The sequence below is a fragment of the Pseudomonas sp. JV449 genome, assembly GCF_032424295.1.
Taxonomy (GTDB): domain Bacteria; phylum Pseudomonadota; class Gammaproteobacteria; order Pseudomonadales; family Pseudomonadaceae; genus Aquipseudomonas; species Aquipseudomonas marginalis.
In genome coordinates, this window is record NZ_VYKD01000003.1 from 389,726 (window position 1) to 411,844 (window position 22,119).

Annotated in this window: 21 protein-coding genes and 1 riboswitch; of the genes, 12 read left to right on the top strand and 9 right to left on the bottom strand. The window is 62.0% G+C overall.

Annotation, left to right across the window (positions count from 1 at the left end; all coding sequences use genetic code 11):
* Positions 1–114 precede the first annotated feature (114 nt).
* The 4 genes from F6S08_RS03140 (at position 115) to F6S08_RS03155 (ending at position 3,876) form a co-directional block, all read left to right on the top strand.
* Entirely contained in the window at positions 115–819 is a 705-nt protein-coding gene (locus F6S08_RS03140; RefSeq protein ID WP_065925653.1) for a sulfotransferase family 2 domain-containing protein, read from the top strand.
* A complete protein-coding gene (gene cysC / locus F6S08_RS03145) occupies positions 812–1,420 on the top strand; it encodes an adenylyl-sulfate kinase (RefSeq protein WP_074848563.1) in 609 nt (202 codons plus the stop codon). Before F6S08_RS03140 ends, cysC begins: the two co-directional genes overlap by 8 nt.
* 103 nt (positions 1,421–1,523) lie before the next feature.
* On the top strand, positions 1,524–2,948 hold the full coding sequence (gene hldE / locus F6S08_RS03150; RefSeq protein ID WP_065925651.1) for a bifunctional D-glycero-beta-D-manno-heptose-7-phosphate kinase/D-glycero-beta-D-manno-heptose 1-phosphate adenylyltransferase HldE: 1,425 nt from the start codon (positions 1,524–1,526) through the stop codon (positions 2,946–2,948).
* On the top strand, positions 2,941–3,876 hold the full coding sequence (locus tag F6S08_RS03155) for an NAD-dependent epimerase/dehydratase family protein (protein WP_065946618.1): 936 nt from the start codon (positions 2,941–2,943) through the stop codon (positions 3,874–3,876). Before hldE ends, F6S08_RS03155 begins: the two co-directional genes overlap by 8 nt.
* Positions 3,877–4,002: 126 nt before the next feature.
* Here the strand turns inward: F6S08_RS03155 and F6S08_RS03165 are convergent, their stop codons facing one another.
* The 4 genes from F6S08_RS03165 to F6S08_RS03180 are packed head-to-tail and all read right to left on the bottom strand — an operon-like array spanning position 4,003 to position 7,388.
* The gene (locus tag F6S08_RS03165; protein ID WP_065925649.1) at positions 4,003–4,971 is read right to left on the bottom strand and encodes a metal ABC transporter ATPase; all 969 of its coding nucleotides are present in this window, start codon (positions 4,969–4,971) and stop codon (positions 4,003–4,005) included.
* Positions 4,972–5,012: 41 nt separating this feature from the next.
* The gene (locus F6S08_RS03170; protein WP_065946617.1) at positions 5,013–5,825 is read right to left on the bottom strand and encodes an aldo/keto reductase; all 813 of its coding nucleotides are present in this window, start codon (positions 5,823–5,825) and stop codon (positions 5,013–5,015) included.
* The gene (locus F6S08_RS03175) at positions 5,822–6,997 is read right to left on the bottom strand and encodes an NAD(P)/FAD-dependent oxidoreductase (protein WP_315871274.1); all 1,176 of its coding nucleotides are present in this window, start codon (positions 6,995–6,997) and stop codon (positions 5,822–5,824) included. The genes F6S08_RS03170 and F6S08_RS03175 overlap by 4 nt, the downstream gene beginning before the upstream one ends.
* A gap of 55 nt (positions 6,998–7,052) precedes the next feature.
* The gene (locus F6S08_RS03180; protein ID WP_074848568.1) at positions 7,053–7,388 is read right to left on the bottom strand and encodes a DMT family transporter; all 336 of its coding nucleotides are present in this window, start codon (positions 7,386–7,388) and stop codon (positions 7,053–7,055) included.
* Between the two features lie 102 nt (positions 7,389–7,490).
* On the opposite strand from F6S08_RS03180, the gene F6S08_RS03185 reads away from it, so the two are divergent.
* Positions 7,491–8,381 carry a LysR family transcriptional regulator gene (locus F6S08_RS03185; protein ID WP_065925646.1) on the top strand — a complete coding sequence of 297 codons (891 nt, stop codon included), beginning with the start codon at positions 7,491–7,493 and terminating at the stop codon, positions 8,379–8,381.
* Between the two features lie 23 nt (positions 8,382–8,404).
* The gene (waaA, locus tag F6S08_RS03190; protein ID WP_315871275.1) at positions 8,405–9,682 is read left to right on the top strand and encodes a lipid IV(A) 3-deoxy-D-manno-octulosonic acid transferase; all 1,278 of its coding nucleotides are present in this window, start codon (positions 8,405–8,407) and stop codon (positions 9,680–9,682) included.
* A gap of 61 nt (positions 9,683–9,743) precedes the next feature.
* Here the strand turns inward: waaA and F6S08_RS03195 are convergent, their stop codons facing one another.
* Positions 9,744–11,183, bottom strand: coding sequence for a TolC family outer membrane protein (locus tag F6S08_RS03195; protein WP_027604924.1), 1,440 nt, complete (start codon positions 11,181–11,183; stop codon positions 9,744–9,746).
* Between the two features lie 196 nt (positions 11,184–11,379).
* Positions 11,380–11,485: riboswitch (TPP riboswitch) on the top strand.
* Positions 11,486–11,634: 149 nt separating this feature from the next.
* Here F6S08_RS03195 and thiC point away from each other — a divergent pair.
* Positions 11,635–13,545, top strand: coding sequence for a phosphomethylpyrimidine synthase ThiC (gene thiC, locus F6S08_RS03200; RefSeq protein WP_315871276.1), 1,911 nt, complete (start codon positions 11,635–11,637; stop codon positions 13,543–13,545).
* Positions 13,546–13,634: 89 nt separating this feature from the next.
* Positions 13,635–14,912, top strand: coding sequence for a putative hydroxymethylpyrimidine transporter CytX (gene cytX / locus F6S08_RS03205; RefSeq protein WP_315871277.1), 1,278 nt, complete (start codon positions 13,635–13,637; stop codon positions 14,910–14,912).
* On the opposite strand, the gene F6S08_RS03210 is transcribed toward cytX, so the two are convergent.
* On the bottom strand, positions 14,881–15,627 hold the full coding sequence (locus tag F6S08_RS03210) for an RsiV family protein (protein WP_027604921.1): 747 nt from the start codon (positions 15,625–15,627) through the stop codon (positions 14,881–14,883). The two genes, cytX and F6S08_RS03210, sit on opposite strands and share 32 nt — an antisense overlap.
* A 193-nt stretch (positions 15,628–15,820) precedes the next feature.
* Between F6S08_RS03210 and F6S08_RS03215 the strand changes: the two genes are divergently transcribed.
* The 3 genes from F6S08_RS03215 (at position 15,821) to cpdA (ending at position 17,788) form a co-directional block, all read left to right on the top strand.
* On the top strand, positions 15,821–16,438 hold the full coding sequence (locus F6S08_RS03215) for an NUDIX domain-containing protein (RefSeq protein WP_027604920.1): 618 nt from the start codon (positions 15,821–15,823) through the stop codon (positions 16,436–16,438).
* Positions 16,429–16,878, top strand: coding sequence for a DUF1249 domain-containing protein (locus tag F6S08_RS03220; protein WP_017526444.1), 450 nt, complete (start codon positions 16,429–16,431; stop codon positions 16,876–16,878). The genes F6S08_RS03215 and F6S08_RS03220 overlap by 10 nt, the downstream gene beginning before the upstream one ends.
* Positions 16,879–16,975: 97 nt before the next feature.
* Positions 16,976–17,788 (top strand): 3',5'-cyclic-AMP phosphodiesterase, encoded by an 813-nt coding sequence (gene cpdA, locus F6S08_RS03225; protein ID WP_065925642.1) that lies wholly within the window; start codon positions 16,976–16,978, stop codon positions 17,786–17,788.
* A gap of 11 nt (positions 17,789–17,799) precedes the next feature.
* Here cpdA and F6S08_RS03230 read toward each other — a convergent pair whose 3' ends face one another.
* From F6S08_RS03230 to F6S08_RS03240, 3 genes are all read right to left on the bottom strand, one after another.
* A complete protein-coding gene (locus tag F6S08_RS03230; protein WP_065925641.1) occupies positions 17,800–18,783 on the bottom strand; it encodes a M14 family metallopeptidase in 984 nt (327 codons plus the stop codon).
* Between the two features lie 75 nt (positions 18,784–18,858).
* The gene (locus tag F6S08_RS03235) at positions 18,859–20,175 is read right to left on the bottom strand and encodes an MFS transporter (protein ID WP_065946613.1); all 1,317 of its coding nucleotides are present in this window, start codon (positions 20,173–20,175) and stop codon (positions 18,859–18,861) included.
* Between the two features lie 218 nt (positions 20,176–20,393).
* Positions 20,394–21,302: a LysR family transcriptional regulator gene (locus tag F6S08_RS03240; protein ID WP_065925844.1), complete on the bottom strand. Its 909-nt coding sequence runs from the start codon at positions 21,300–21,302 to the stop codon at positions 20,394–20,396.
* Positions 21,303–21,456: 154 nt separating this feature from the next.
* Between F6S08_RS03240 and F6S08_RS03245 the strand changes: the two genes are divergently transcribed.
* Positions 21,457–22,065: a YqiA/YcfP family alpha/beta fold hydrolase gene (locus tag F6S08_RS03245; protein WP_137211609.1), complete on the top strand. Its 609-nt coding sequence runs from the start codon at positions 21,457–21,459 to the stop codon at positions 22,063–22,065.
* The last annotated feature ends 54 nt before the right edge of the window (positions 22,066–22,119 follow it).

A 22,119-nucleotide genomic window follows, 5' to 3' on the forward strand; every position in this document is an offset into this window, starting at 1 on the left:
GCCCGTTACAGGGCTTGACCAAAGCCAAATAATCCAGCGCTTGTCGTTTGTTATGTTGGCCTTCTCGATTCGAATGACGAACGAGAGGGCTAACCTTCTTGCGTGGGTATTGGAATGTTGCAACGTCTACTGTGGAAGCTGCTTCCCAAACACCAGAGGGTGTTTCTGCTGGGGCGTTTGTCGGTGGTGGATCGCCAGGCGGTGAACAAATCCCTGTCTGGGGTAGCAACGCTTAACCCGGCTTTCGAACGACACCAGTGCGTGTTTATCCATGTGCCCAAATGCGCCGGCAGCAGCGTGTGCTCGGCACTTCTCGAGGGGCGCTGGCCGGGGCATCTGCCGTATTACTGGTATGAGCAGCAATTTCCCCAACACTGCGAGCGCAGCTTCAAATTCGCTTTCGTACGCGACCCGCTGGAGCGCGCTTACTCGGCCTATACCTACTTGCGCGGCAACCCTATGGGCGCTCGCGACCTGCAAGCCCAGTCGCTCGTTTCCAGCTACCGCGACTTCGACCATTTCATTGCCGGCTGGCTGCACCCGGATAACCTGCGACGTCAATTGCACTTTGCTCCCCAGACCGACTTCCTGGTCGATCACATGGGTCAGATGGCCATGGACTTCCTCGGGCGCCAGGAGTCTTTGCAGCAAGACTTCCTGCACCTGTGCGAACGCCTCGGCGTGGACTCATCCCTGCCACATCTGAATGTTTCACTGGGGCGTCGCCACGAGGCGGTCAGGGACTTTTGCTCCTCGCGCACGCGCCGATTGGTCAGGCGTGCCTATCAACGTGACTACGAGGTGTTGGGTTATGAATAGCCAGTTGCTGACCGGCGGTGGCGCTGCCATCCGTCCCTTTTCCCTATCGCTGTCCGTGGCCGCACGGGCGGCGCTCAAGCATCAGCAGCCCTGCTGCGTATGGCTGACGGGGCTGTCCGGGTCCGGCAAGTCGACCCTGGCCAATGCCCTGGAGGTGCAACTCAACGAGCAGGGGCGGCACACCTTCGTGCTTGATGGCGATAACTTGCGCGCGGGGCTGTGCAATGACCTGGGCATGAGCGACGCGGCGCGCAAGGAAAATATCCGGCGTATCGGCGAAGTGGCGCGCCTGATGGTGGACGCCGGCTTGATTGTCATTGTGTCGGCGATCTCGCCGTTCAGCGTCGATCGGGCGCGCGCCAGGGCGCTGTTCGGGCCGGAGCAGTTCTTTGAGATTTATGTCAGCACGCCCTTTGACGTATGTGCCCGGCGCGATCCCAAGGGCTTGTACCGCGCCGCACTGGAGGGGCGCATCAAGGCCTTCACCGGGTTGGACAGCCCCTATGAGGCACCGCTTGCGGCCGACTGCGAAATCAATACCGATGAGGTTGAGTTGGCCGAAGCCGTGGAGCAGATCCTGGCGGCACTGTTTAAAAAGTGATCAGTTTCAGTGCCTGATGCATCGCGGATAAAGCTCTCGAACTAGGCGGCGCTCACCCTGTGCTAATATCGCGCCCCTGTTCATTTTGTATGTGGGTTGCTCCATGAAGTTGTCCATGCCGCGATTCGATCAAGCCCCTGTCTTGGTGGTCGGCGATGTCATGCTCGACCGTTACTGGCATGGCGGTACCTCACGGATTTCCCCTGAGGCGCCGGTACCGGTAGTCAAGGTCGAGCAAATCGAAGACCGTCCAGGTGGCGCTGCCAACGTTGCCCTCAATATTGCCGCCCTCGGCGCCCCGGCCTCCCTGGTCGGTGTGACCGGCGACGACGAAGCCGCCGACAGCCTGGCCAACAGCCTGCGCGGCGCCGGCGTGCGCGCGCTGTTCCAGCGCATTGCCCATCAGCCGACCATCGTCAAGCTGAGGGTGATGAGCCGTCACCAGCAATTGCTGCGTATCGATTTCGAAGAACCCTTCGCCACCGACGCCCTGGCTCTCAGTGGCCAGGTCGACGCGTTGCTCGAAGGTATCAAGGTGCTGGTGTTGTCCGACTACGGCAAAGGCGCCCTGAAGAACCACCAGGAACTGATCCAGGCCGCCAAGGCGCGGAACATTCCGGTACTGGCCGATCCCAAGGGCAAGGACTTCTCGATTTATCGAGGTGCCAGCCTGATCACACCGAACCTCAGCGAGTTCGAAGCCATCGTCGGCGGTTGCGCCGATGAGCACGACCTGGTGAGCAAAGGCGCGGCACTTATGGCCGACCTTGACCTCGGCGCCTTGCTGGTGACCCGTGGCGAGCACGGCATGACCCTGCTGCGTCCCGGTCACCCGGCGATGCACCTGCCGGCGCGTGCCCGTGAAGTGTTTGACGTCACCGGTGCCGGTGACACCGTGATTTCCACCCTGGCGGCCTCCATTGCGGCCGGCGAAGAGTTGCCCCACGCCGTGGCCCTGGCCAACCTGGCGGCGGGCATTGTAGTCGGCAAGCTGGGGACGGCCGCGATCAGCGCGCCTGAACTGCGCCGTGCGATCCAGCGCTCCGAAGGTTCGGAACGTGGTGTGCTGAGCATCGAGCAATTGCTGCTGGCGATTGACGATGCCCGTGCCCACAACGAAAGCATTGTGTTCACCAATGGCTGTTTCGACATCCTGCACGCCGGCCATGTGACCTACCTGGAGCAGGCTCGCGCCCAAGGTGATCGGCTGATCGTCGCGGTCAACGATGACGCGTCGGTCAGCCGCCTGAAAGGCCCTGGCCGTCCGATCAACAGCGTCGACCGACGCATGGCGGTATTGGCCGGGTTGGGCGCGGTGGATTGGGTGATCAGCTTCCCTGAAGCCACCCCGGAAAACCTGCTGGCCCAGGTCAAGCCGGACGTGCTGGTCAAGGGCGGCGACTACTCCGTCGACCAGGTGGTCGGTGCCGACATCGTCAGTGCCTACGGCGGCAAGGTCAAAGTGCTGGGCCTGGTTGAGAACAGCTCGACCACCGCCATTGTCGAGAAGATCCGCAACAATGAGTAAGGCTGATCCGTTGGTCCTGATCACCGGTGGCGCGGGCTTTATTGGCTCGCACCTGGTCGACGCGCTGCTTGCCAAGGGCTACGCAGTGCGAGTGCTGGATAACTTGTCCACGGGCAAACGCAGCAACCTGCCGCTGGACAACCCGCGCGTCGAGCTGCTCGAGGGGGATGTCGCCGATGCCGGGCTGGTGGCGCGTGCCGCTGTCGGCGCGACGGCGGTGGTGCACCTGGCGGCGGTCGCTTCGGTGCAGGCTTCGGTGGATGACCCGGTCAGCACGCACCAGAGCAATTTCGTCGGTACCCTGAATGTCTGCGAAGCCATGCGCAAAGCCGGTGTGAAGCGGGTGGTATTCGCTTCCAGCGCGGCGGTGTATGGCAACAACGGCGAAGGCGCTTCCATTGACGAAGAGACCACCAAGGCGCCGTTGACGCCCTATGCCTCGGACAAGTTGGCCGGCGAGCATTACTTCGACTTCTACCGGCGCCAGCATGGCCTGGAGCCGGTGATTTTCCGCTTCTTCAATATCTTCGGCCCGCGCCAGGATCCGTCATCGCCGTACTCCGGCGTGATCAGCATCTTCAGCGAACGGGCTCAGCAAGGCCTGCCGATTGCCGTGTTCGGCGATGGCGAGCAGACCCGCGACTTCATGTACGTGGAAGACCTGGTGGACGTGCTGGTGCAGGCCATCGAAGCCCCGGACGCGCCGTTGGGGGCGATCAACGTCGGCTGGAACCGCACGACTACCCTCAAGCAGGTGCTGCAGGCACTGGAAGAGGCCATTGGTACGTTGCCTGCCGTGACTTACGGCCCGGCACGCTCGGGAGACATTCGGCATTCGCGGGCGAATAACCAGCGTTTGCTGGCCAGCTTCAAGCTACCTGAGCCGACCCCGCTGACGGTTGGCCTGGCGCGGTTGCTCAGAGGCTGACTGTTCACCTGTAGGAGCGAGCTTGCTCGCGAAGCTCGTCAACGATAACGCGGGTATCCTGATTAAAAGCGGCGCCCTTGAGTTTTTCGCGAGCAAGCTCGCTCCTACAGTTATCGAAGCCAGCCCTCAGCGGCTGGTTTTTTTATTTGGCACGATCTTGCGCAGCATCTGGCGTGCCTTGCCGGTCAGGCGCTTCAATTTCGATTCTTTCTCAGGCTCTGCCAGGCCTTGCTGGCGAAGCCAGTCCTTCCAGCGAATGCGCTCGTCGCGCACCAGCCAACCTTCCTGCTGGGCGAAGCTTTCCGCCAGGTATAGACCGCGGGTGCTGGCTGGATAGAGCTGGTCTTTCTTGACGGTGTAGAGCTCGGCGAGCGGTTGGCCGTCTTTCAGTGGCATCAGGTACAGGTCCGGGCGCTGGCGGTCCAGGCGTGCCACCAGTTGGTCGCCTTCAAGCCGTTCATCCACATGGAACAGGCTCAGGGATTTGGCTTCCTTCGGCACTTCCAGGCGCAAGTCATAAATCAGTTGCAGCGACGCGGTCGGCACATGCACATAGGCCCGCGGGCGCTCGATCAGTTGGGTGGTTGCGCAACGTACCGGGCGTGCGGCGCCTGACAAAGGGCTCAAGCGAAACGGCAAGGCTTCACGGTAATGCAGCGCGGCGGAGTAGGGGGCCGGCAACCAGGTGTCGTTGAAGCGCCCGCCGAGCCAGCCTTCCGGGGTCTCCAACAGGCATTCCTCGGCAATCTCCTGGATGGCGGTGTGCAGCGGCAGGTTCAGTTCATGGGCGGGCACGTAGCCGGAGATCAGCTTGAGCACCACATCGCCACGGTCCTGGCGACGCTGGCGCACCAACACCCAGTAATCCTTGTTTTGCCAGTGCAGGGTCAGGCGCACCGATACGCCGAGGTTGGCCAGTTCCAGGGCGAAGCGTTCGGCATCCGGCACCTCTACCGGCTTGCGCCGTTGCAGGGTCTGGGCGAAGTTGAGCGGCATACCCACGCCCTGGTAGATCAGGCCTTCGGGGGTGGCTTCGACGTGCAGGGGCAGTGTCTTGAAGTTGCTGGGGTTTTTTCTTATGAGCGTTCGCGGCATGTCGGCTCCTTCTTGCGACGGGGTCGGCCGCGTCGGCGGCATCAGAGTTGACGAATGACCTTGGCAGCGGTCGCCACGTTATGGGCCAGGTGCAGCGGATTGATGGTCCCGACAATAGCACTGGCGACGCCCGTTTGCGCAAACAACAGCATGAAACTGGCGTGTATTGGATCCATTCCCGGTTCCAGGCAGACGTGGCCGCTGGCCAGCGCCTTTTTGACCAGGATGCCCTTGCCATGGGCCGCCGCATACTCAATGACGGCTTTTTCCGCCTGTTCGTTCAGATTGTAGGTGACCATCGCGCAATCACCTTGTTCCAGAGCCTTCACGCCACCTTCGACGGTTTTGCCGGAGAAACCGAAACCGCGAATCTTGCCCTCTTGTTTCAGCTGCGCGAGGGTCTGGTACACCTCACAGTCGTTGAGGATGTGCAGGTCGTTGCCATCGGAGTGCACCAGCACCAGATCGATAAAATCCGTTTCAAGTCGTTTCAAGCTGCGTTCGATCGACATCCGTGTATGGGCAGCGCTGAAATCATGGCGGGACAGGCCTTCTTCGAACTCTTCGCCGACCTTGCTGACAATCACCCAGTCCTGGCGCTGGCCGCGCAGCAGTGGCCCCAGGCGTTCTTCGCTACGCCCGTAGGCGGGTGCGGTATCGATCAGGTTGATGCCCAGCTGGCGGGCCTGGCGCAGCAACATCCGTGCTTCGTCGTCATCGGGAATGGTGAAGCCGCTGGGGTACTTCACACCCTGGTCGCGGCCCAGCTTGACGGTGCCGAGGCCGAGCGGCGACACCAGCAGGCCGGTGCTGCCCAAGGGGCGGTGCAGGTCGTGCAGGGTCGGCAGGCTCATGGCAACAGTTGCTCCCAGGCTGGTACGCCGATGGCGGGTTTTGGCAGGTCGGGCAAAGGCTCCGATGCGCTTGGGCGGATGCCGTCGCGTTCGAGGCTGTTGATCACGCGATCGGCGAAATCCGGCGCCAGCGCCAGCTTGGTCGGCCAGCCCACCAGCAGGCGGCCCTCTTCGGCGACGAAGGCGTTGTCAGGCCGGCTCAGGCCCGATTGCAGGGGTTCTGCGCGATCGACCCGTAGCGTGGCCCAGTGGGTCTGGCTCATATCGATCCAGGGCAGCAGGTGCGCCAACTCTTTCCGGGCGGTGGCGATCTGTTCTTCGGGTGTGCGTGCCACGCCGTCGGCCTCGGCAATGTCGCCGCCCATGTACCACACCCAATTGCCATCGGCAGCCGGGTGCGTGGTGACAGTGATGCGCGGCTTGGTACCGCCGCCCAGGCAGTGGGCGTACAGCGGCTTCAGGCCTGGGCCCTTGGCGATGATCATATGCAACGGGCGTTTCTGCATGGCCGGCTGGCTCAGGCCCAGGGCGGCGAGCAGTTCGGCGGTACCGCCACCGGCGCTCAGGACGATGCGCTGGGCGCGGATTTCGCGGCCATCGACGTTCAAGCCCACCAAGGTGTCGCCTTCGTAAAGGGGGGCGATATGCTGCCCGGCGAGCAAGCCGTCACCGGCCAGTTGCGCCAGGCGTTCGATCACGCTGGGTACGTCCACCACCAGTTCGGCCAGGCGATAGACCTTGCCCTTGAAGCCACGGTCTTGCAGGGCTGGCGGCAGGTCGTCGCCCTTGACCTGATCGACACGGCCGCGCACGGCCTTGCTGGCAAAAAAGCTGGTGAGGTTGCCGGCGATCGTGCCTGGGGACCACAGGTAATGGGCTTGCGAGAGCACGCGCACGCCGGACAGGTCCAGCTCGCCGTCACCGGCCAGGGCTTCACGCCAGCGGCGCGGCATATCGGCAATCGCTTCGGAGGCGCCGGTGAGGGCGCCGTGCAGGGCGTATTTGGCACCGCCGTGGATAATCCCCTGGGATTTCACGCTTTGCCCGCCACCTAACGTGGCGCTTTCCACCAGTACCGTGGAAAACCCCTGGTGGCGCAGGCGCGCGTTCAGCCAGAGGCCGGCAACTCCGGCGCCGACAATCAGCACGTCGGTGGAAATAACGGATGGCATGGGCGACCTCAGTGTTCAAGACAAGAGGCGCAGTATACAGGCTGTTGAGCAGCGGTCAGTGCCCTGCGGTTTTCGAGAACAACTGGATGACCACCACGCCCAGCACAATCAGGCCCATCCCCAACATTGCCGGGAGGTCCAGCTTCTGCCCATAGATAAACAGCGCGGCAATGCTCACCATCACGATGCCCATCCCGGCCCATACCGCATAGGCCACGCCGACGGGCACGGTACGCACCACCAGGGTCAGCATCCAGAACGCCACGCCGTAGCCGACGATCACCAGCAACAGCGGGATGGGAGTACTCCAGCCCTTGATGGCTTTCATGGAAACGGTAGCGATCACTTCCGAGCAGATGGCAATAGCCAGGTAGCAGTAGGCGGCGTTCATGGGTGAGTCCTCGGTGTAAAGCAATCTGATAAGGCCGGCATTCTAGAGTTTTATCAGATGGGGTAAAGTCATTACCTATCCGAAATTCAGATGGGTTGTGGGGTGAGCATGCAATGGAACCTGGAACAGATGCGTTTGTTTGTCAGCGTCGCCGAGCAGCGTTCGTTTTCAGCGGTGGCGCGCGGGCAGCGCAAGGCGCAATCGGCAGTCAGCAACGCGATTGCGATGCTGGAGACCGACCTTGGCGTGAGCCTGTTCGAGCGTAGCAGCGGCCGCCAGCCCAGCCTCACCGAAGCCGGCAGTGTGTTGCTGGAGGAGGCCCGCGAAGTGCTGCGCCAATGTGAGCGCCTCAATGGCCGGGCACTGTCACTGACCCGCGGTGAAGAAGCCTGCCTGCGCCTGGCCCAGGATGAAGCGATGTTGTTCCAGCCGGTACTCGACAGCCTTGAGGCATTGGCGGGGCGATACCCGTTGCTGGAAGTACAACTGTCCAGCGCCGCCCAGGGCGATGTGGCGCGCAAGTTGGTGGAGCGCCAGGCCGACCTGGGCCTGCTGTTCTATCACGACCAGATCCCCGAAGCCTTGGAGCGGCGGGTGGTAGGCAGCGTGGAGATGGTCACGGTGTGCGGCGTGAACCACCCGTTGGCCAAGGAGCCCTACGTGACGTGCCAGCACCTGGCCCAGTTTCGCCAGTTGTTGATGTCGACCCAGACCAGTGTCTACCCCGGCAGCGAAGCGGCCAGCCCGCTGGTGTGGCGTGCCGACAGTTTCTACGTACTGGCCGAATGGCTGATGAGCGGCCTGGGCTGGGCGTGGCTGCCACGGCATATCGTGCAATACCCGACCTATCAGCAGCAGATGGTGGAATTGGACAGCGAATGGACGCCACCGGCCCTGGTGGTGGAGCTGGTCTGGCGGCGCGACGAGCACCTGGGCCCCGCCGCGCGCTTTCTCGCCAAACGTTTTGCCGAGTGCTTGCAGGCGATCGACTGAAAAAGCCGATAAACTCCGCCGCCATGAATAGAACTCTCTACAGCTGTCTGTTTTACCTGGCGCTGCCGTTGGTGGCCTTACGTCTCTGGTTGCGTGCACGCAAGGCGCCGGCCTATGCCCGGCGCGTCGGCGAGCGGTTTTCCTATGGCTTGCCGGCGATGCAGCCGGGCGGGATCTGGGTGCATGCGGTGTCGGTGGGCGAAAGCATTGCCGCGGCGCCGATGATCCGCGGCTTGTTGGCGCGTTATCCACAGCTGCCGGTCACCGTCACCTGCATGACGCCCACCGGTTCCGAGCGCATCCAGGCGTTGTTCGCCAACGAGCCGCGCATCCAGCATTGCTACCTGCCTTACGATTTGCCCTGTGCAGCCAAGCGTTTTCTCGATCGTGTACAGCCCCGGCTGGCGGTGATCATGGAGACCGAGTTGTGGCCCAACCATATCCACGCCTGCGCCCGGCGCGGTATTCCGGTGGCCTTGGCCAATGCGCGGCTGTCGGCGCGTTCGGCCAAGGGCTATGCGCGTTTTGCCAGGCTGACGGCGCCGATGCTATCGGAAATGAGCCTGTTCGCGGTACAGACCGAGACTGAGGCCCAGCGTTTCCTGAGCCTGGGCGCGCGCGCGGAAACCGTCGAAGTCACCGGCTCGATCAAGTTCGACCTGACCATCGACCCCGAGCTGCCGCTGCGTGCCGCCGTCCTGCGCGAGCAATGGGGCGCCGCTGAGCGCCCGGTTTGGATCGCTGCCAGTACCCACGAAGGCGAAGATGACGTGGTGCTGGCGGCCCACCGGCAACTGCTCGAGAGCTATCCCAACGCGCTGCTGATCCTGGTGCCGCGTCATCAGGAGCGCTTCGGCCCGATGTTCGAGTTGTGCGCGCAACAAGGGTTTGCCACGGTGCGTCGCTCCAGCGGCGAGCCGGTGACCGCGCAAACCTCGGTACTGCTCGGCGATACCATGGGCGAGCTGTTGTTTCTCTATGCCCTGGCCGACAGCGCCTTTGTCGGCGGCAGCCTGGTCGCGACCGGCGGGCACAACCCGCTGGAACCGGCGGCGCTGGCCAAGCCGGTGATCATGGGCCCCCATGTGTTCAACTTCCTCGAAATCACCGCGATGATGCGCGAAGCGGGGGCGTTGCGAGAGGTGGAGGACGCAGAAGGGCTGGCCGAGGCCGTACGCCAGCTGTTCGAACTGCCGCAGGATGCACGCCGCATGGCGCAGGCGGGGCTCAAGGTGATGCAGGCTAATCAGGGGGCGCTTAAGCGCTTGCTGGATGGTTTGGATAGACTGATAGCTCACTGACTTAACACCGTTACCAATGTGGGAGGGTGTAGAACCCTCCCACATTGGTTTTGTGGTGTGCTCAGTAGCCCGGGCGGGCCTTGAGCTGCTCGGCGGCGGCCTTGGCCAGGTCCGGCGGCAGGAAGTCGCGATCCGGGTTGTAGTCGGCCTTGAGGTAGCGCGTCAGGTCCTGCAGGTCCCCTGGGTTCAAGGTGCCCGCCGCCTGTTTCAAGCGCAGGTTGTCGAGGATGTAGTCGTAGCGGCTGTTGTTGTAGTTGCGCACCGACGCGTAGAGCTGGCGCTGTGAGTCCAGCACATCGACGATATTGCGCGTACCCACCTGGTAACCGATTTCCGTGGCCTCCACGGCGCTCTGGTTGGAGATGATCGACTGGCGGCGTGCCTGGACCTGTTCCACATCGGTGTTCACCGCGCGGTGCAGGTTGCGCGTGTTTTCCACCACCTGGCGACGCAGGCCTTCGCGTTGCTGCTCGGTCTGGCCCAGGCGCGAGTACGACTCCCGCACCTGCGAGCTGGTCAGGCCGCCGCTGTAGATCGGGATGTTCAGGCGCAGGCCGATGGTGCGCTGCTCCACATCGCCACGGTACGGCGTGCCGAAGGCATTCGGGTTGCTGAAGCCAAGGGCGTCGTTGTCACCTTTTTCATACTGTGCGACGGCGTCCAGGGTCGGCGCGTGGCCGGCCTTGCGCTGCTTGAGGGTTTCTTCGGCGGCCGTGACGGCGTAGTTGCTGGCCAGCAGGTTCAGGTTCTGGCGACCGGCGGTCTCGACCCAGGCCTTGGCGTCGTTGGGCAGCGGTGGCAACACCGGCAGCGTGTGGACAATGCCCTGGATCGAGTTGTACTGGCGGTTGGTCAGGGTAATCAGCGCTTCAAAGGCATCGTCCACCTGGCGCTGGGCCAGGATCCGGTTGGCCCGTGCAGTGTCATAGCTGGCCTGGGATTGCAGCACATCGGTCTTGTCCGACAGGCCCACGTCGAAGCGCTCGTTGGATTGATCCAGCTGGCGCTTGAAGGCATTTTCCTCGGCCTTGGTCGAGGCCAGGTTGTCCTGGGCGCGCAGCACGGCGAAGTAGCTCTCGGCGCTTTGCAGGATCAGGTTCTGTTCGGTGGCCGAGAGTTGCAGCGCCGCCTGTTCGTTGGTGGCTTCGGCGGCTTGCAGTTGGAACCAGCGATCGGCGCGGAACAGCGGCTGGCTCAGGGTCGCGCGCCAGGAGTGGGCGTCGCGGTTGGCCGTGGCGGCGGGTGTGTCGATCTGGGTGCGCACGTTATTGATGTCGGCACCGCCCGACAGGTTCGGCAGCAACCCCGCGCGGGCCTGGGGCACGACTTCTTTCTGCGCGCCGTATTGGGCGCGGGCGGCAGCGAGGTCGGCGTTGTTATCCACCGCTTCCTGATAGACGCTGACCAGGTCAGTTTTGGCGGACAAGGGCGCTTCAGCTGCCCAGACCATTCCGTTGGTCGCACAAGACACGGCGAGAGCCAGTGAGAGTTTGCGCAGCATGAGGCGATCCCTAGTGTGAATATTACGGCGATAATTTAACGCCCAAGGCTAAGACGGGCCATTCCTGGCGTCAAGCATTGTGGCGGCAATCGAGTGTAGTGGCGCTGACTCGGCGCAACAATCCCGCAATCACGCCATTCATCACGCTGAATGCACCGCTATTGGCAATTTGCCCACGGCATGGTCTAGACTGGCCGAGTTCTTGTCGGGGTGCCTTGTTGGAAGGCTGAGATCGGTAAATACCGGATCCCGTTGAACCTGATCAGGTTAACGCCTGCGTAGGGAACAAGATTTCTCGTCCCCCGGCGAGTCCTCTTGTGCTTCGTCCGGGATGTTGTTCGACCTTCGAACAACCCTCGTGCACCAAGCACAGCACTGGTTTCAGTGCATCCGTCCGTCACAGGTTCGCTCCGACAAAAAATCCACCGCCTGGATAGTTGGAGAGCCCGTGATGAGCACAGAAATAAAAAGTACAAAACTGAAAAACACCGTGCATTTGAGTGAATCGGCCAAGGTCGACTCCGGCTCCGTGCAGCCGTTTACCCGCTCGCAAAAAATCTACGTGCAGGGCACTCGCCCGGACATTCGCGTACCCATGCGCGAAGTCAGCCTGGACGTGACCCCCACCGACTTCGGCGGCGAAATCAATGCGCCCGTGGTGGTCTACGACACCTCCGGCCCGTACACCGACCCGAATGTGATCATCGATGTGCGCAAAGGCCTGGGCGATGTGCGCTCGCCGTGGATCGAAGCGCGTGGCGACACCGAGCGCCTGTCGGGCTTGAGTTCGCACTTTGGCCAACAGCGCCTGAGCGACGCGGAGCTGACTGCGCTGCGTTTCGCCCACGTGAAAAACCCGCGCCGCGCCAAGGCCGGGGCCAACGTCACGCAGATGCACTACGCGCGCAAAGGCATCATTACTGCGGAGATGGAATACGTCGCCATCCGCGAAAACATGAAGCTGGAAGAGGCCCGTGCCAGTGGCCTGCTCGACCAGCAACACGCCGGCCACAGCTTCGGCGCCAGCGTGCCGAAAATCATCACCCCTGAATTCGTGCGTGAAGAAATCGCCCGTGGCCGCGCAATCATCCCGGCCAACATCAACCACACCGAACTGGAACCGATGATCATCGGCCGTAACTTCCTGGTGAAGATCAACGGCAACATCGGCAACAGCGCCCTGGGTTCGTCCATCGAAGAAGAAGTGGCGAAACTCACCTGGGGCATTCGCTGGGGCTCGGACACCGTGATGGACCTGTCCACCGGCAAGCACATCCACGAAACCCGTGAGTGGATCATCCGCAACTCGCCGGTGCCGATCGGTACCGTGCCGATCTACCAGGCCCTGGAAAAAGTCGGCGGCGCGGCCGAAGACCTGACCTGGGAGCTGTTCCGCGACACCCTGATCGAACAGGCCGAGCAGGGCGTCGATTACTTCACCATCCATGCGGGCGTGCTGCTGCGCTACGTGCCGCTGACCGCCAAGCGCGTCACCGGCATCGTGTCCCGTGGCGGTTCGATCATGGCCAAGTGGTGCCTGGCGCACCACAAAGAGAACTTCACCTACACGCATTTCGACGAAATCTGCGAAATCATGAAGGCCTATGACGTCAGCTTCTCCCTCGGCGACGGCCTGCGCCCAGGCTCGATTGCCGACGCCAACGACGCCGCGCAGTTCGGCGAACTGGAAACCCTTGGCGAGCTGACCAAGATCGCCTGGAAGCACGACGTGCAAACCATGATCGAAGGCCCCGGCCACGTGCCGATGCAGTTGATCAAGGAGAACATGGACAAGCAGCTCGAATGCTGCGACGAAGCGCCGTTCTACACCCTCGGCCCACTGACCACCGACATCGCGCCGGGCTATGACCACATCACCTCCGGCATCGGTGCGGCGATGATCGGCTGGTTCGGTTGCGCCATGCTCTGCTACGTCACGCCCAAGGAACACCTGGGCCTGCCGAACAAGGATGACGTGAAGACCGGGATCATCACCTACAAGATCGCCGCCCATGCGGCGGACTTGGCCAAGGGGCATCCGGGCGCGCAGATCCGCGATAACGCCTTGAGCAAGGCACGCTTCGAGTTCCGCTGGGAAGACCAGTTCAACCTCGGCCTGGACCCGGACACCGCGCGTTCGTACCACGACGAAACCCTGCCGAAGGACTCGGCCAAGGTCGCGCACTTCTGCTCCATGTGCGGGCCGAAGTTCTGCTCGATGAAAATCACCCAGGAAGTGCGCGAGTACGCGGCCAACCAGCGCATTGACGCGGTGGATGTGGATGTGGACGTGGCCAAGGGCTTGGCGGAGCAGGCGGAGCGGTTCAAGCAGGAAGGCAGTCAGTTGTACAAGAAAGTTTAAGCGGCAAGCGGCAAGCTACAAGTTAAAAGCTGAATCTGCTTTTTCTTGCGGCTTGCGGCTCGTAACCATGTTCTCTTGAGACTTCTGATTTGAACACTTATTCCCCTGACATCGCGGTCACCTCCGACAAGCGTGTCTTCGGCGCCCGCGACCTGTTCTCCCTGTGGTTTTCCCTCGGCATCGGCCTGATGGTCCTGCAGACCGGTGCCTTGCTCGCGCCGGGCCTGGGCTTGTCTGGCTCCTTGCTGGCGATTTTCCTCGGCACCCTGGTCGGCGTGCTGTTGCTGGCTGCCGTCGGTGTGATCGGCAGCGACACCGGCCTGTCCGCCATGGCCGCCCTCAAGCTCAGCCTCGGTACCAAGGGCGCGAGCCTGCCGGCGTTGCTGAACCTGTTGCAACTGATTGGCTGGGGCTCGTTCGAGATCATTGTGATGCGCGATGCCGCCAGCCTGTTGGGCGCACGCACGTTCAGCGACGGCAGCCTGTTGGCCAGCCCGTTGCTGTGGACACTGTTCTTCGGTGGTTTGGCGACCTTGCTGGCGGTCAGCGGGCCATTGACGTTCGTACGCCAGATCCTGCGCAAATGGGGGATCTGGCTGCTGCTGGCGGCCTGCCTGTGGCTGACCTGGAATCTGTTCGCCAAGGCCGATCTCGCCGCACTCTGGGCCCAGGCCGGTGACGGTTCGATGCCCTTTGCAGTCGGCTTTGATATCGCCATCGCCATGCCGCTGTCGTGGTTGCCGCTGATTGCCGATTACTCACGCTTCGGCAAGCGCGCCAAGAGTGTGTTTGGCGGCACGGCGCTGGGCTTCTTTATCGGCAATTTCTGGCTGATGAGCCTGGGCGTGGCCTACACCCTGGCGTTTGCGCCCAGTGGTGAAGTGAATGCGCTGTTGCTGGCGCTGGCCGGGGCTGGCCTGGGGATTCCGCTGTTGCTGATCCTGTTGGACGAGTCGGAAAACGCCTTTGCCGATATTCACTCGGCGGCGGTGTCCAGTGGGATGCTGTTGCGCGTGAAGGTCGAGCACCTGGCCCTGGCCATTGGTGTGATCTGCACCCTGATCGCCTGTTTTGCCCCGTTGGCGCAATACCAGAACTTCCTGTTGCTGATCGGCTCAGTGTTTGCGCCGTTGTTCGGCGTGGTGCTGGTGGATCATTTCATCCTGCGCCGTCGTGCTCATGGCACGTTCGCCAGCCTGCGTTGGCCGGCACTGTTGGCCTGGCTGGGTGGCATCGGCACGTATCACCTGTTGGCCAACCTGTACCCGGACATTGGCGCAACCCTGCCGGCGCTGGTGCTGGCAGGGTTGTTGCAGTTCATCCTGGGACGGGCCTTCAGCGGCGCGCGGGCACCAGCTCAGGCTTGAGGATGCCTTCCAGGCGCGAGTAGGGGATCTGCAACTCGACATGGCCCAGGGCGTACGGCGCGATGGTGCTGGTGGGGTACTTGAGGATCACGCCCCCGTAGGTCAGCGCCACGTTCGGGGTTTTCTGGAACGGGTAGGTTTTCACGAACTCCGGTTCCAGGCTCAGGCGGGTGCTGATCAGCCAGCTGTTGTGGGCCACCTGGGCGGCTTTCCAGAACGCGTCTTCCTTGCCTGGCAGCAGCATATCGCTCAGCCACAGGGCCTTTTGCTGCTGACGCGAATAGTTGATGAACGCGCGGCCAGGCTCGCCGTGGGTGGCGCCCTGGTCCAGGTAGCTGGACAGCTCGATGATTACCAAACCGTCATGCTGCTCCCGTACCTTGGCCTGCAAGTACATGCTGTTGCGTGGGGCGGCGGTGCCGAGGAATTGCTCGCGATAGGACTCCAGGCTAGACGGCAGCGGGTCGCCCGCGTTGGTACGGGTCATTTCCAGCAGGCGTTGCTCGATCAAGGCATCCAGCTTGGGTTCCTTGGCAAAGTGCACGGTGTCGATATTCACCAGCGGGCAATCGCTGGCGGCGCAGCCCGGCTTGCTCTGCTCGCTGGCGTCGCGGGTGGCTTCCAGCGGTGTGCGATAGCTGGGTTGGAACAGGCTTTGGCAGGCGCCGAGGGTCAGGGCGATGCAGGCCACGGAGGCGATTTTTAAAAGCGACATGGATGTCCTTCGTCTATCGATAAGAGCGAAATTGTGCAGCTTCGACTACCAGCAAGGCAGTCAGTTCGCCACTAAGCTGATTGAGCGTGAGTTTGACCTCCTCCGTCTGGCCCGGCAACCGCAAAGGGGCTGCACCAAGGGGCACGAGCGCGTTAGGATGGCGCGAATTGCACCGGACATGATGAGGAAGGGTATGACAGACATTGCGAAATCGACGCCGAGCACGATCGAGATTGTTCAGCGCGACAATGCCTACAAGGGCTTCTACCAGCTCGATCGCGTGCAATTGCGCCACGAAAAATTCGCTGGCGGCATGAGCCGAGTGATCAATCGCGAAGTCTTCGTCCGTCACGACGCCGTGTGTGTTCTGCCCTACGATCCGCAGCGTGATGAAGTGGTGCTCAACGAGCAGTTTCGCGTGGGTGCCATGGGCCGTACCGACAATCCATGGTTGATCGAGATGGTCGCCGGCCTGATCGACAGGGATGAGCAGCCGGAGGAGGTTGCACACCGCGAGGCCGAGGAGGAAGCTGGGCTGACGTTCTCCGCACTGTGGCCGATCACCAAGTATTTCCCGTCGCCCGGTGGCAGTACCGAATTTGTCCACTTGTACCTGGGTCGCTGCGACAGCTCGGGGGCCGGTGGTGTCCATGGACTGGAAGAAGAGGCAGAAGACATCCGCGTCACGGTCTGGGCTTTTGAAGACGCCCTGCAAGCCGTGCGCGACGGCAGGATTTCCAACGCAGCCAGCATTATCGCCCTGCAATGGCTTGCGCTTAATCGCGCGGAAGTGAGGGGGTTATGGCAGTAAAGGCACGGGAACGTTATCGAGTCGACCTGATCGGGCTGCAAGCCGCCTGCGAGGCCAACTATGCGCGGCTGATGCGTCTGTTGCCCGACATGCGCCACACCCCGGAGGCGCGCCGCATCGGCGTGACCCATGGCGACCAGATGCTGGGCGTGCTGGCCCTGGAAGTCATCGTCAATTGCCCGTACACCACCACCCTGCGGGTGCGCCAGGAACACAGCCTGCCGTGGCTGCCGGTGCCGCAGCTGGAAGTGCAGGTGTACCACGATGCGCGGATGGCCGAAGTGATCAGCGCCGAACATGCGCGGCGCTTTCGCAGCATTTATCCTTACCCGAATGTGTTCATGCACCAGCCCGATGAGAAAGCACAGCTCAATGTGTTCCTCGGTGAATGGTTGAGCCACTGCCTGGCCCTGGGCCACGAGTTCGAAGTCGTGCGGTAGATGTGAACTGCGTCTGCTTCCTGGGTTTCCTCTTTGCGTCCTGCCCCAGCATAATCGCTCCAACTCTATATTCCTGTGATTGCCTTGGGAGAGCGCCTTGCCGAGCGTATCCACCTTGAACCCCGATGCTGCGCTGCTGGTGCAGCTGTCCGACAGCCACCTGTTTGCCGAGGCCGACAGCCTGCTGTTGGGCATGAACACCCGTGAGAGCCTGCAGCGGGTGATTGGATTGGTGCGCCAGCAACAGCCGCACATCGACCTGGTAGTGGCCACGGGGGACTTGTCCCAGGACGGTACGCTGGCGTCTTACCAGGCATTTCGTGACCTGACTCAGCAGATCAAGGCCCCGGCGCGCTGGATTCCCGGTAATCACGACGAACCGCAGATTATGGTGCACGCCGCCGCGCACAGTGACCTGCTGGAGCCCGTAGTGGACGTCGGCAACTGGCGTATCACCCTGCTCGACTCCGCCGTGCCGGGCTCGGTGCCGGGCTACCTGCAGGATTCGCAGCTGCAATTGCTGGCTCAAGCCTTGAGCGAAGCCCCGAACCGCCATCATCTGGTGTGTTTCCACCATCACCCGGTGCCCATCGGCTGTGCGTGGATGGAACCTATCGGCTTGCGCAACCCCGATGCGTTGTTTGCCGTGCTGGACCGTTTTCCGCAGGTGAGGGCAGTGCTCTGGGGCCACGTGCACCAGGAGATCGACCGCGAGCGCAACGGCGTGCGCCTGCTGGCTTCGCCGTCCACCTGCATCCAGTTCGCGCCGGGCAGCGAGGATTTCAAGGTCAGCGAGCAAGCGCCGGGTTATCGTTGGTTGCGCCTGTATGCCGACGGACGGTTGGAGACCGGGGTGGAGCGGGTCGAAGGCTTCGCCTTCCAGGTGGACTACGGCAGTGACGGCTATTGACGTCTCGGCGGCTAAATATCCAGAACCTTCGCCAGCCTCACTACCGTAACCCCTGGACCCAACTGCCGCAGCGAGGGCTGGATCAACACGCAGTCGTCATGGGGTGTGACGATCTCGCGCCGGTCGTCCCGAGCGATCACTGTTCCAGCCTGGGCTATGCGCTCAAGGCCGCGGAAGTCATCGGTAAAACGGAAGTCCATGCTGTGGGCGATCACCGGTTCAGTGACTTGCAGGCATTGCTGGGGCCCCGGCTTTTCCTGGCTCAGGAGCTTCAAGACGTCGGCCTCGGCGACTGCATCAGTCGCCATCAGGAAGCGTGCGGCAATATCGAGGGCGACGTGTTGGCTTTTTTTAGAAAAATGTTGGCCGGTCTCGATCAGCAGTGCGTTTTTTTGGCTGGCGGGATCGCCAAACCCACCATAGTCACGCATACGCCGGCCATTGGCGTGGCCGGCGTCGACCACCACGGTTGCCGGTACGCCTAACGATTTTGCGAATTTCAGGCCTTTGGCGCAGGCCCCACACATCATCAGTGGTGGGGATTCTTCGTGCATCGAATGGATATCGAGCAGCAAGTCGACACTGTCGATCAGCGGTCGCAGCTCACGTGCGCGACGCAGTTCCACGGAGTCTCGGTCGCCGTCCAGTGTTGATGGTAGCCAGACACGGTTCATGTCCTCGTCGACAAAACGGGTGGCGTCAATGTCGTGTGGGTCGAAGCGGTGATAGGCCTCGATATTGCCGAACGCCAGTGACAAACGGCCTTTGCGAGGGCGCACGCCGCTGCGCAGCAAGGCGTCTACTGCGATTGCTCCGCTGACTTCATTGCCATGGGTCAGTGCCATGACCAGCACATGTGGCCCAGGCGTGCCGCTGTCAAAACTGTGGACATAGTCGATCCCGCAGTTGCCGGCTTTCCATTGGCTGAGATCGGGGAACTCGACTTCCACAGGGTACGGTGTCAGTGATGCACGAACCTGCTCAAGGGTTTTCATGTCTGCCTCCGAGGGCTCAAGGTGGGTACCTTGTCGCGGGGGCGAGCCGCGACAAGCAGGGGGGACTCGCGGCCCTTAACTGGCGCAGGGATGGGCGCTGCGCATGCGCCGGCCCAGGCAGGCGATCGCCAGTACGCTGATCAAAATGGTTGCCATCACATAAAAGCTCGGCGCCAGTTTGCTGCCGCTTGCCTCGATCATCCAGGTCACGATCAACGGGGCGAAACCACCAAACAGGGTCACGGAAAAGTTGTAGCTCAGCGCCAGCCCAGTACCGCGAATGCTGGTTGGGAAGATGTCGGCAAGCATTGCCGGGATTGGCCCCAGGCAGGCCGCAATCAATACGCCGACAAGCGCTTGCACGACCAGCAGCGTGGAGAAACTGGGGAAGATATTGAGCAGCAGGAACATCGGATAAGACGACAGTCCGGTAATCGACAAGGCGATGGTCAACACTCGGAATCGCCCGTGGCGATCGGAAAGCCCACCGAAAATCGGGGCCATGAGCATCAACGTAATGCCGGTCATCAGGGCCCCCAGGTAGGACGACGTGGCAGTGATGCTCAGTTGTTTAAAGGCGTAGATCGGCATGTACAGCTTATGCACGTAATTGAATGCGGTCGCGCCCGCCACCACGCCGATAGCCAGCAACAGGCTGACGTGCCCTTTGATCAGGACATCCCGCAGTGGGGTCTTGACCGCTACGTTGGCTACGTTTTTCTTGAAGTCCGGCGTTTCATCGATTTGTCTGCGAATGTAAAAGCCTACCGGCCCGATCAGCAGGCCGAAGCCGAAGGCTACACGCCAGCCCCAATCGTTCAACTGCACATCCGACAGCGCATAGCTGAGGATCGCACTGACACCCGCCGCCAGCACAGTTGCCAGCCCCTGGGTAGACAATTGCCAGCTGGCAAAGAAACCCCGTCGCCCGGCGTCGGCGTGTTCGACCATGAACGCGGTCGCCGCGCCAAATTCGCCGCCCGTGGAAAACCCCTGGAGCATGCGGGCAACGATGATCAGCAGCGGCGCCGCCAGGCCGATCTGCTCATAGGTCGGGGCGAACGTAATCATTGCGGTGCCGACCAGCATGATCATGATCGACAGCGTCAATGACGCCTTTCGTCCGGCTCTGTCGGTGTATGAACCGAGCACAATGGCGCCCAGCGGGCGCATCAAAAAGGAAATGCCGAACGAGCCTACGGCCAGCAGCAATGAGGTGGTTTCGTTATCGGACGGAAAAAACTGTTTGCCGATGACGACTGCAAAATAGCCATAGATCAGTAAGTCATAGAACTCCAGCGCGTTGCCGACGCTGGCAGCGATGATCTCTTTCCATGGGCCGCGCCGGGTGGGAGCTTGGGCCGATGATAAGGCGGATGATTGAGTTGTCATGAGTGTGCACCGGGTTTGTTTCACTATTGGCCTACGGACTCTCCGAACCGCAGCGCGGCCTGGCGACATCGAAGGCGTTAATTGTTATGGGTGAAAGCCCGGATGAAAGTGAACCAAAGGCGGCAGAACGGCAATTGCTCTTTCGGCACAGATTTGAGCTGTTTCGGCACGACCCGGCAGGTTGTTGCCGGCAGCGGTGATAGAGCGCGTAAATCCGGCTACTGGGTGGTGGAGGGGGTCAAGGCTGTCCATATCCTCATCACCATCTCGCTCCGGTTGGCGCGCAGGCGATGCAGCGAAACGTCGAAACTGACGCAAAATTCGGCGCCCCCCGCCATCAGCAGCTCGCCCGATGCCAGCGCGTCGTTGACGACCATGCGCGGCAACCACGCCAGCCCCCGGCCACGCTTGGCCATTTCCAGAATGGCGTCATAGGAGTCCGCTTGGTAAACCATTCGCAGCGCCAGGCGCTGCGGCAGTCGATCCAAATGCCGGGCCAGTACGCTGCGCAGTGTCAGAGTGGGTGAGAAGGCCAGCCAAGGGATGGGCAGGGCGTTGCTGTCGGCGAGTATCTGCAGTTGCGGCTGCCCAGGGGCGCTCGGGGCGCTGACCGGTAGCAGTTCCTCCTTGGCCAGTACTCGGGAGTCGAAATGCTCCGGGTCCAACAGCGTCTGGGTCAGCGGGCTGGAAAAACTCAGCAGCAGATCAACCTCGCCGGCGGACAACCGGCTGATCGCTTCTTGCGCACCGCTGGTGAGCAATGACACCGCAAAGCTGCCCAGTTTCGGGTGCAATGACTCGTACCAATCGGGGAAAAAGTCACAGGCCAGGGTCCGGCCGGTGGCGATGCGCACCGGTTCGTCGCGGCTGAGGGTGTCATTTTTGAACTGCGCTCTGACAGTGCCCAGCAATTCCAGCGATTGAGTGGCGGCATCAAGGAACAGCAGGCCGCAGGGTGTCAGTGACAGGGGTTGCTTGCGCTCGATCAATGGCGTGCCGACCCATTCTTCCAGCGCCCGGATACGTCGACCGAACGCTGGATGCGTGACACAGCGATTTTCGGCGGCACGCGACAGGCTGCGAGTGCGCGCCAGTTCGACAAAATCCTCAAGCCATTCAAGTTGCATGGTGTTTCCCCGCTTGAAGTCGGGCCACTGGCCTCCGGCCATATATCCGGGTTCCCGGGCCGCAGATAGTACCGTCAGCGGCGATCGGCTGCACCCACAAGCCCCCTGTTCCCTGTAAACTGCGCCTCTTTGGCAGCCCCAGCGAGGCCCCGGCATGTCCGCTTCGATCCTGTATATCCACGGTTTCAACAGTGCGCCCGCGTCCAACAAGGCCTGCCAGCTGGTTACCGTGATGGACACCCTGGGCCTGGCTGATCAATTGCGCGTGCCGGCCCTGCATCACCATCCCCGTCAGGCAATTCCTCAATTGGAGGAAGCCATTGCCCAGCTGGGGCGGCCGCTGCTGGTCGGCAGCTCGCTCGGCGGCTACTATGCAACCCATCTTGCCGAGCGCCATGGCCTCAAGGCACTCCTGGTCAACCCGGCGGTCAGCCCCCATCGGATGTTCGACGGTTACCTGGGCACCCAGAAGAACCTCTACACCGATGAAACCTGGGAACTGACCCACGACCATGTCACGGCGCTGGCCGAGCTGGAAGTACCGGCGCCCCAGGACGCCGCGCGTTACCAGGTGTGGTTGCAGACCGGCGATGAAACACTGGATTATCGCCTCGCCCAGCAGTATTACCGGGCCTGTGCCTTGCGCATCCAGGCCGGTGGCGACCATGGTTACCAGGGGTTTGCCCAGCAATTACCGGCATTGTTGAGTTTTGCCGGCATTGGCGCAGATCAGTATCAATCCTTCGATTTCTCGGCACTGTAATTGCCTTGGAAATTGCAGGTTACTTTTTAATCGAACGACTCACGACGAGACCCC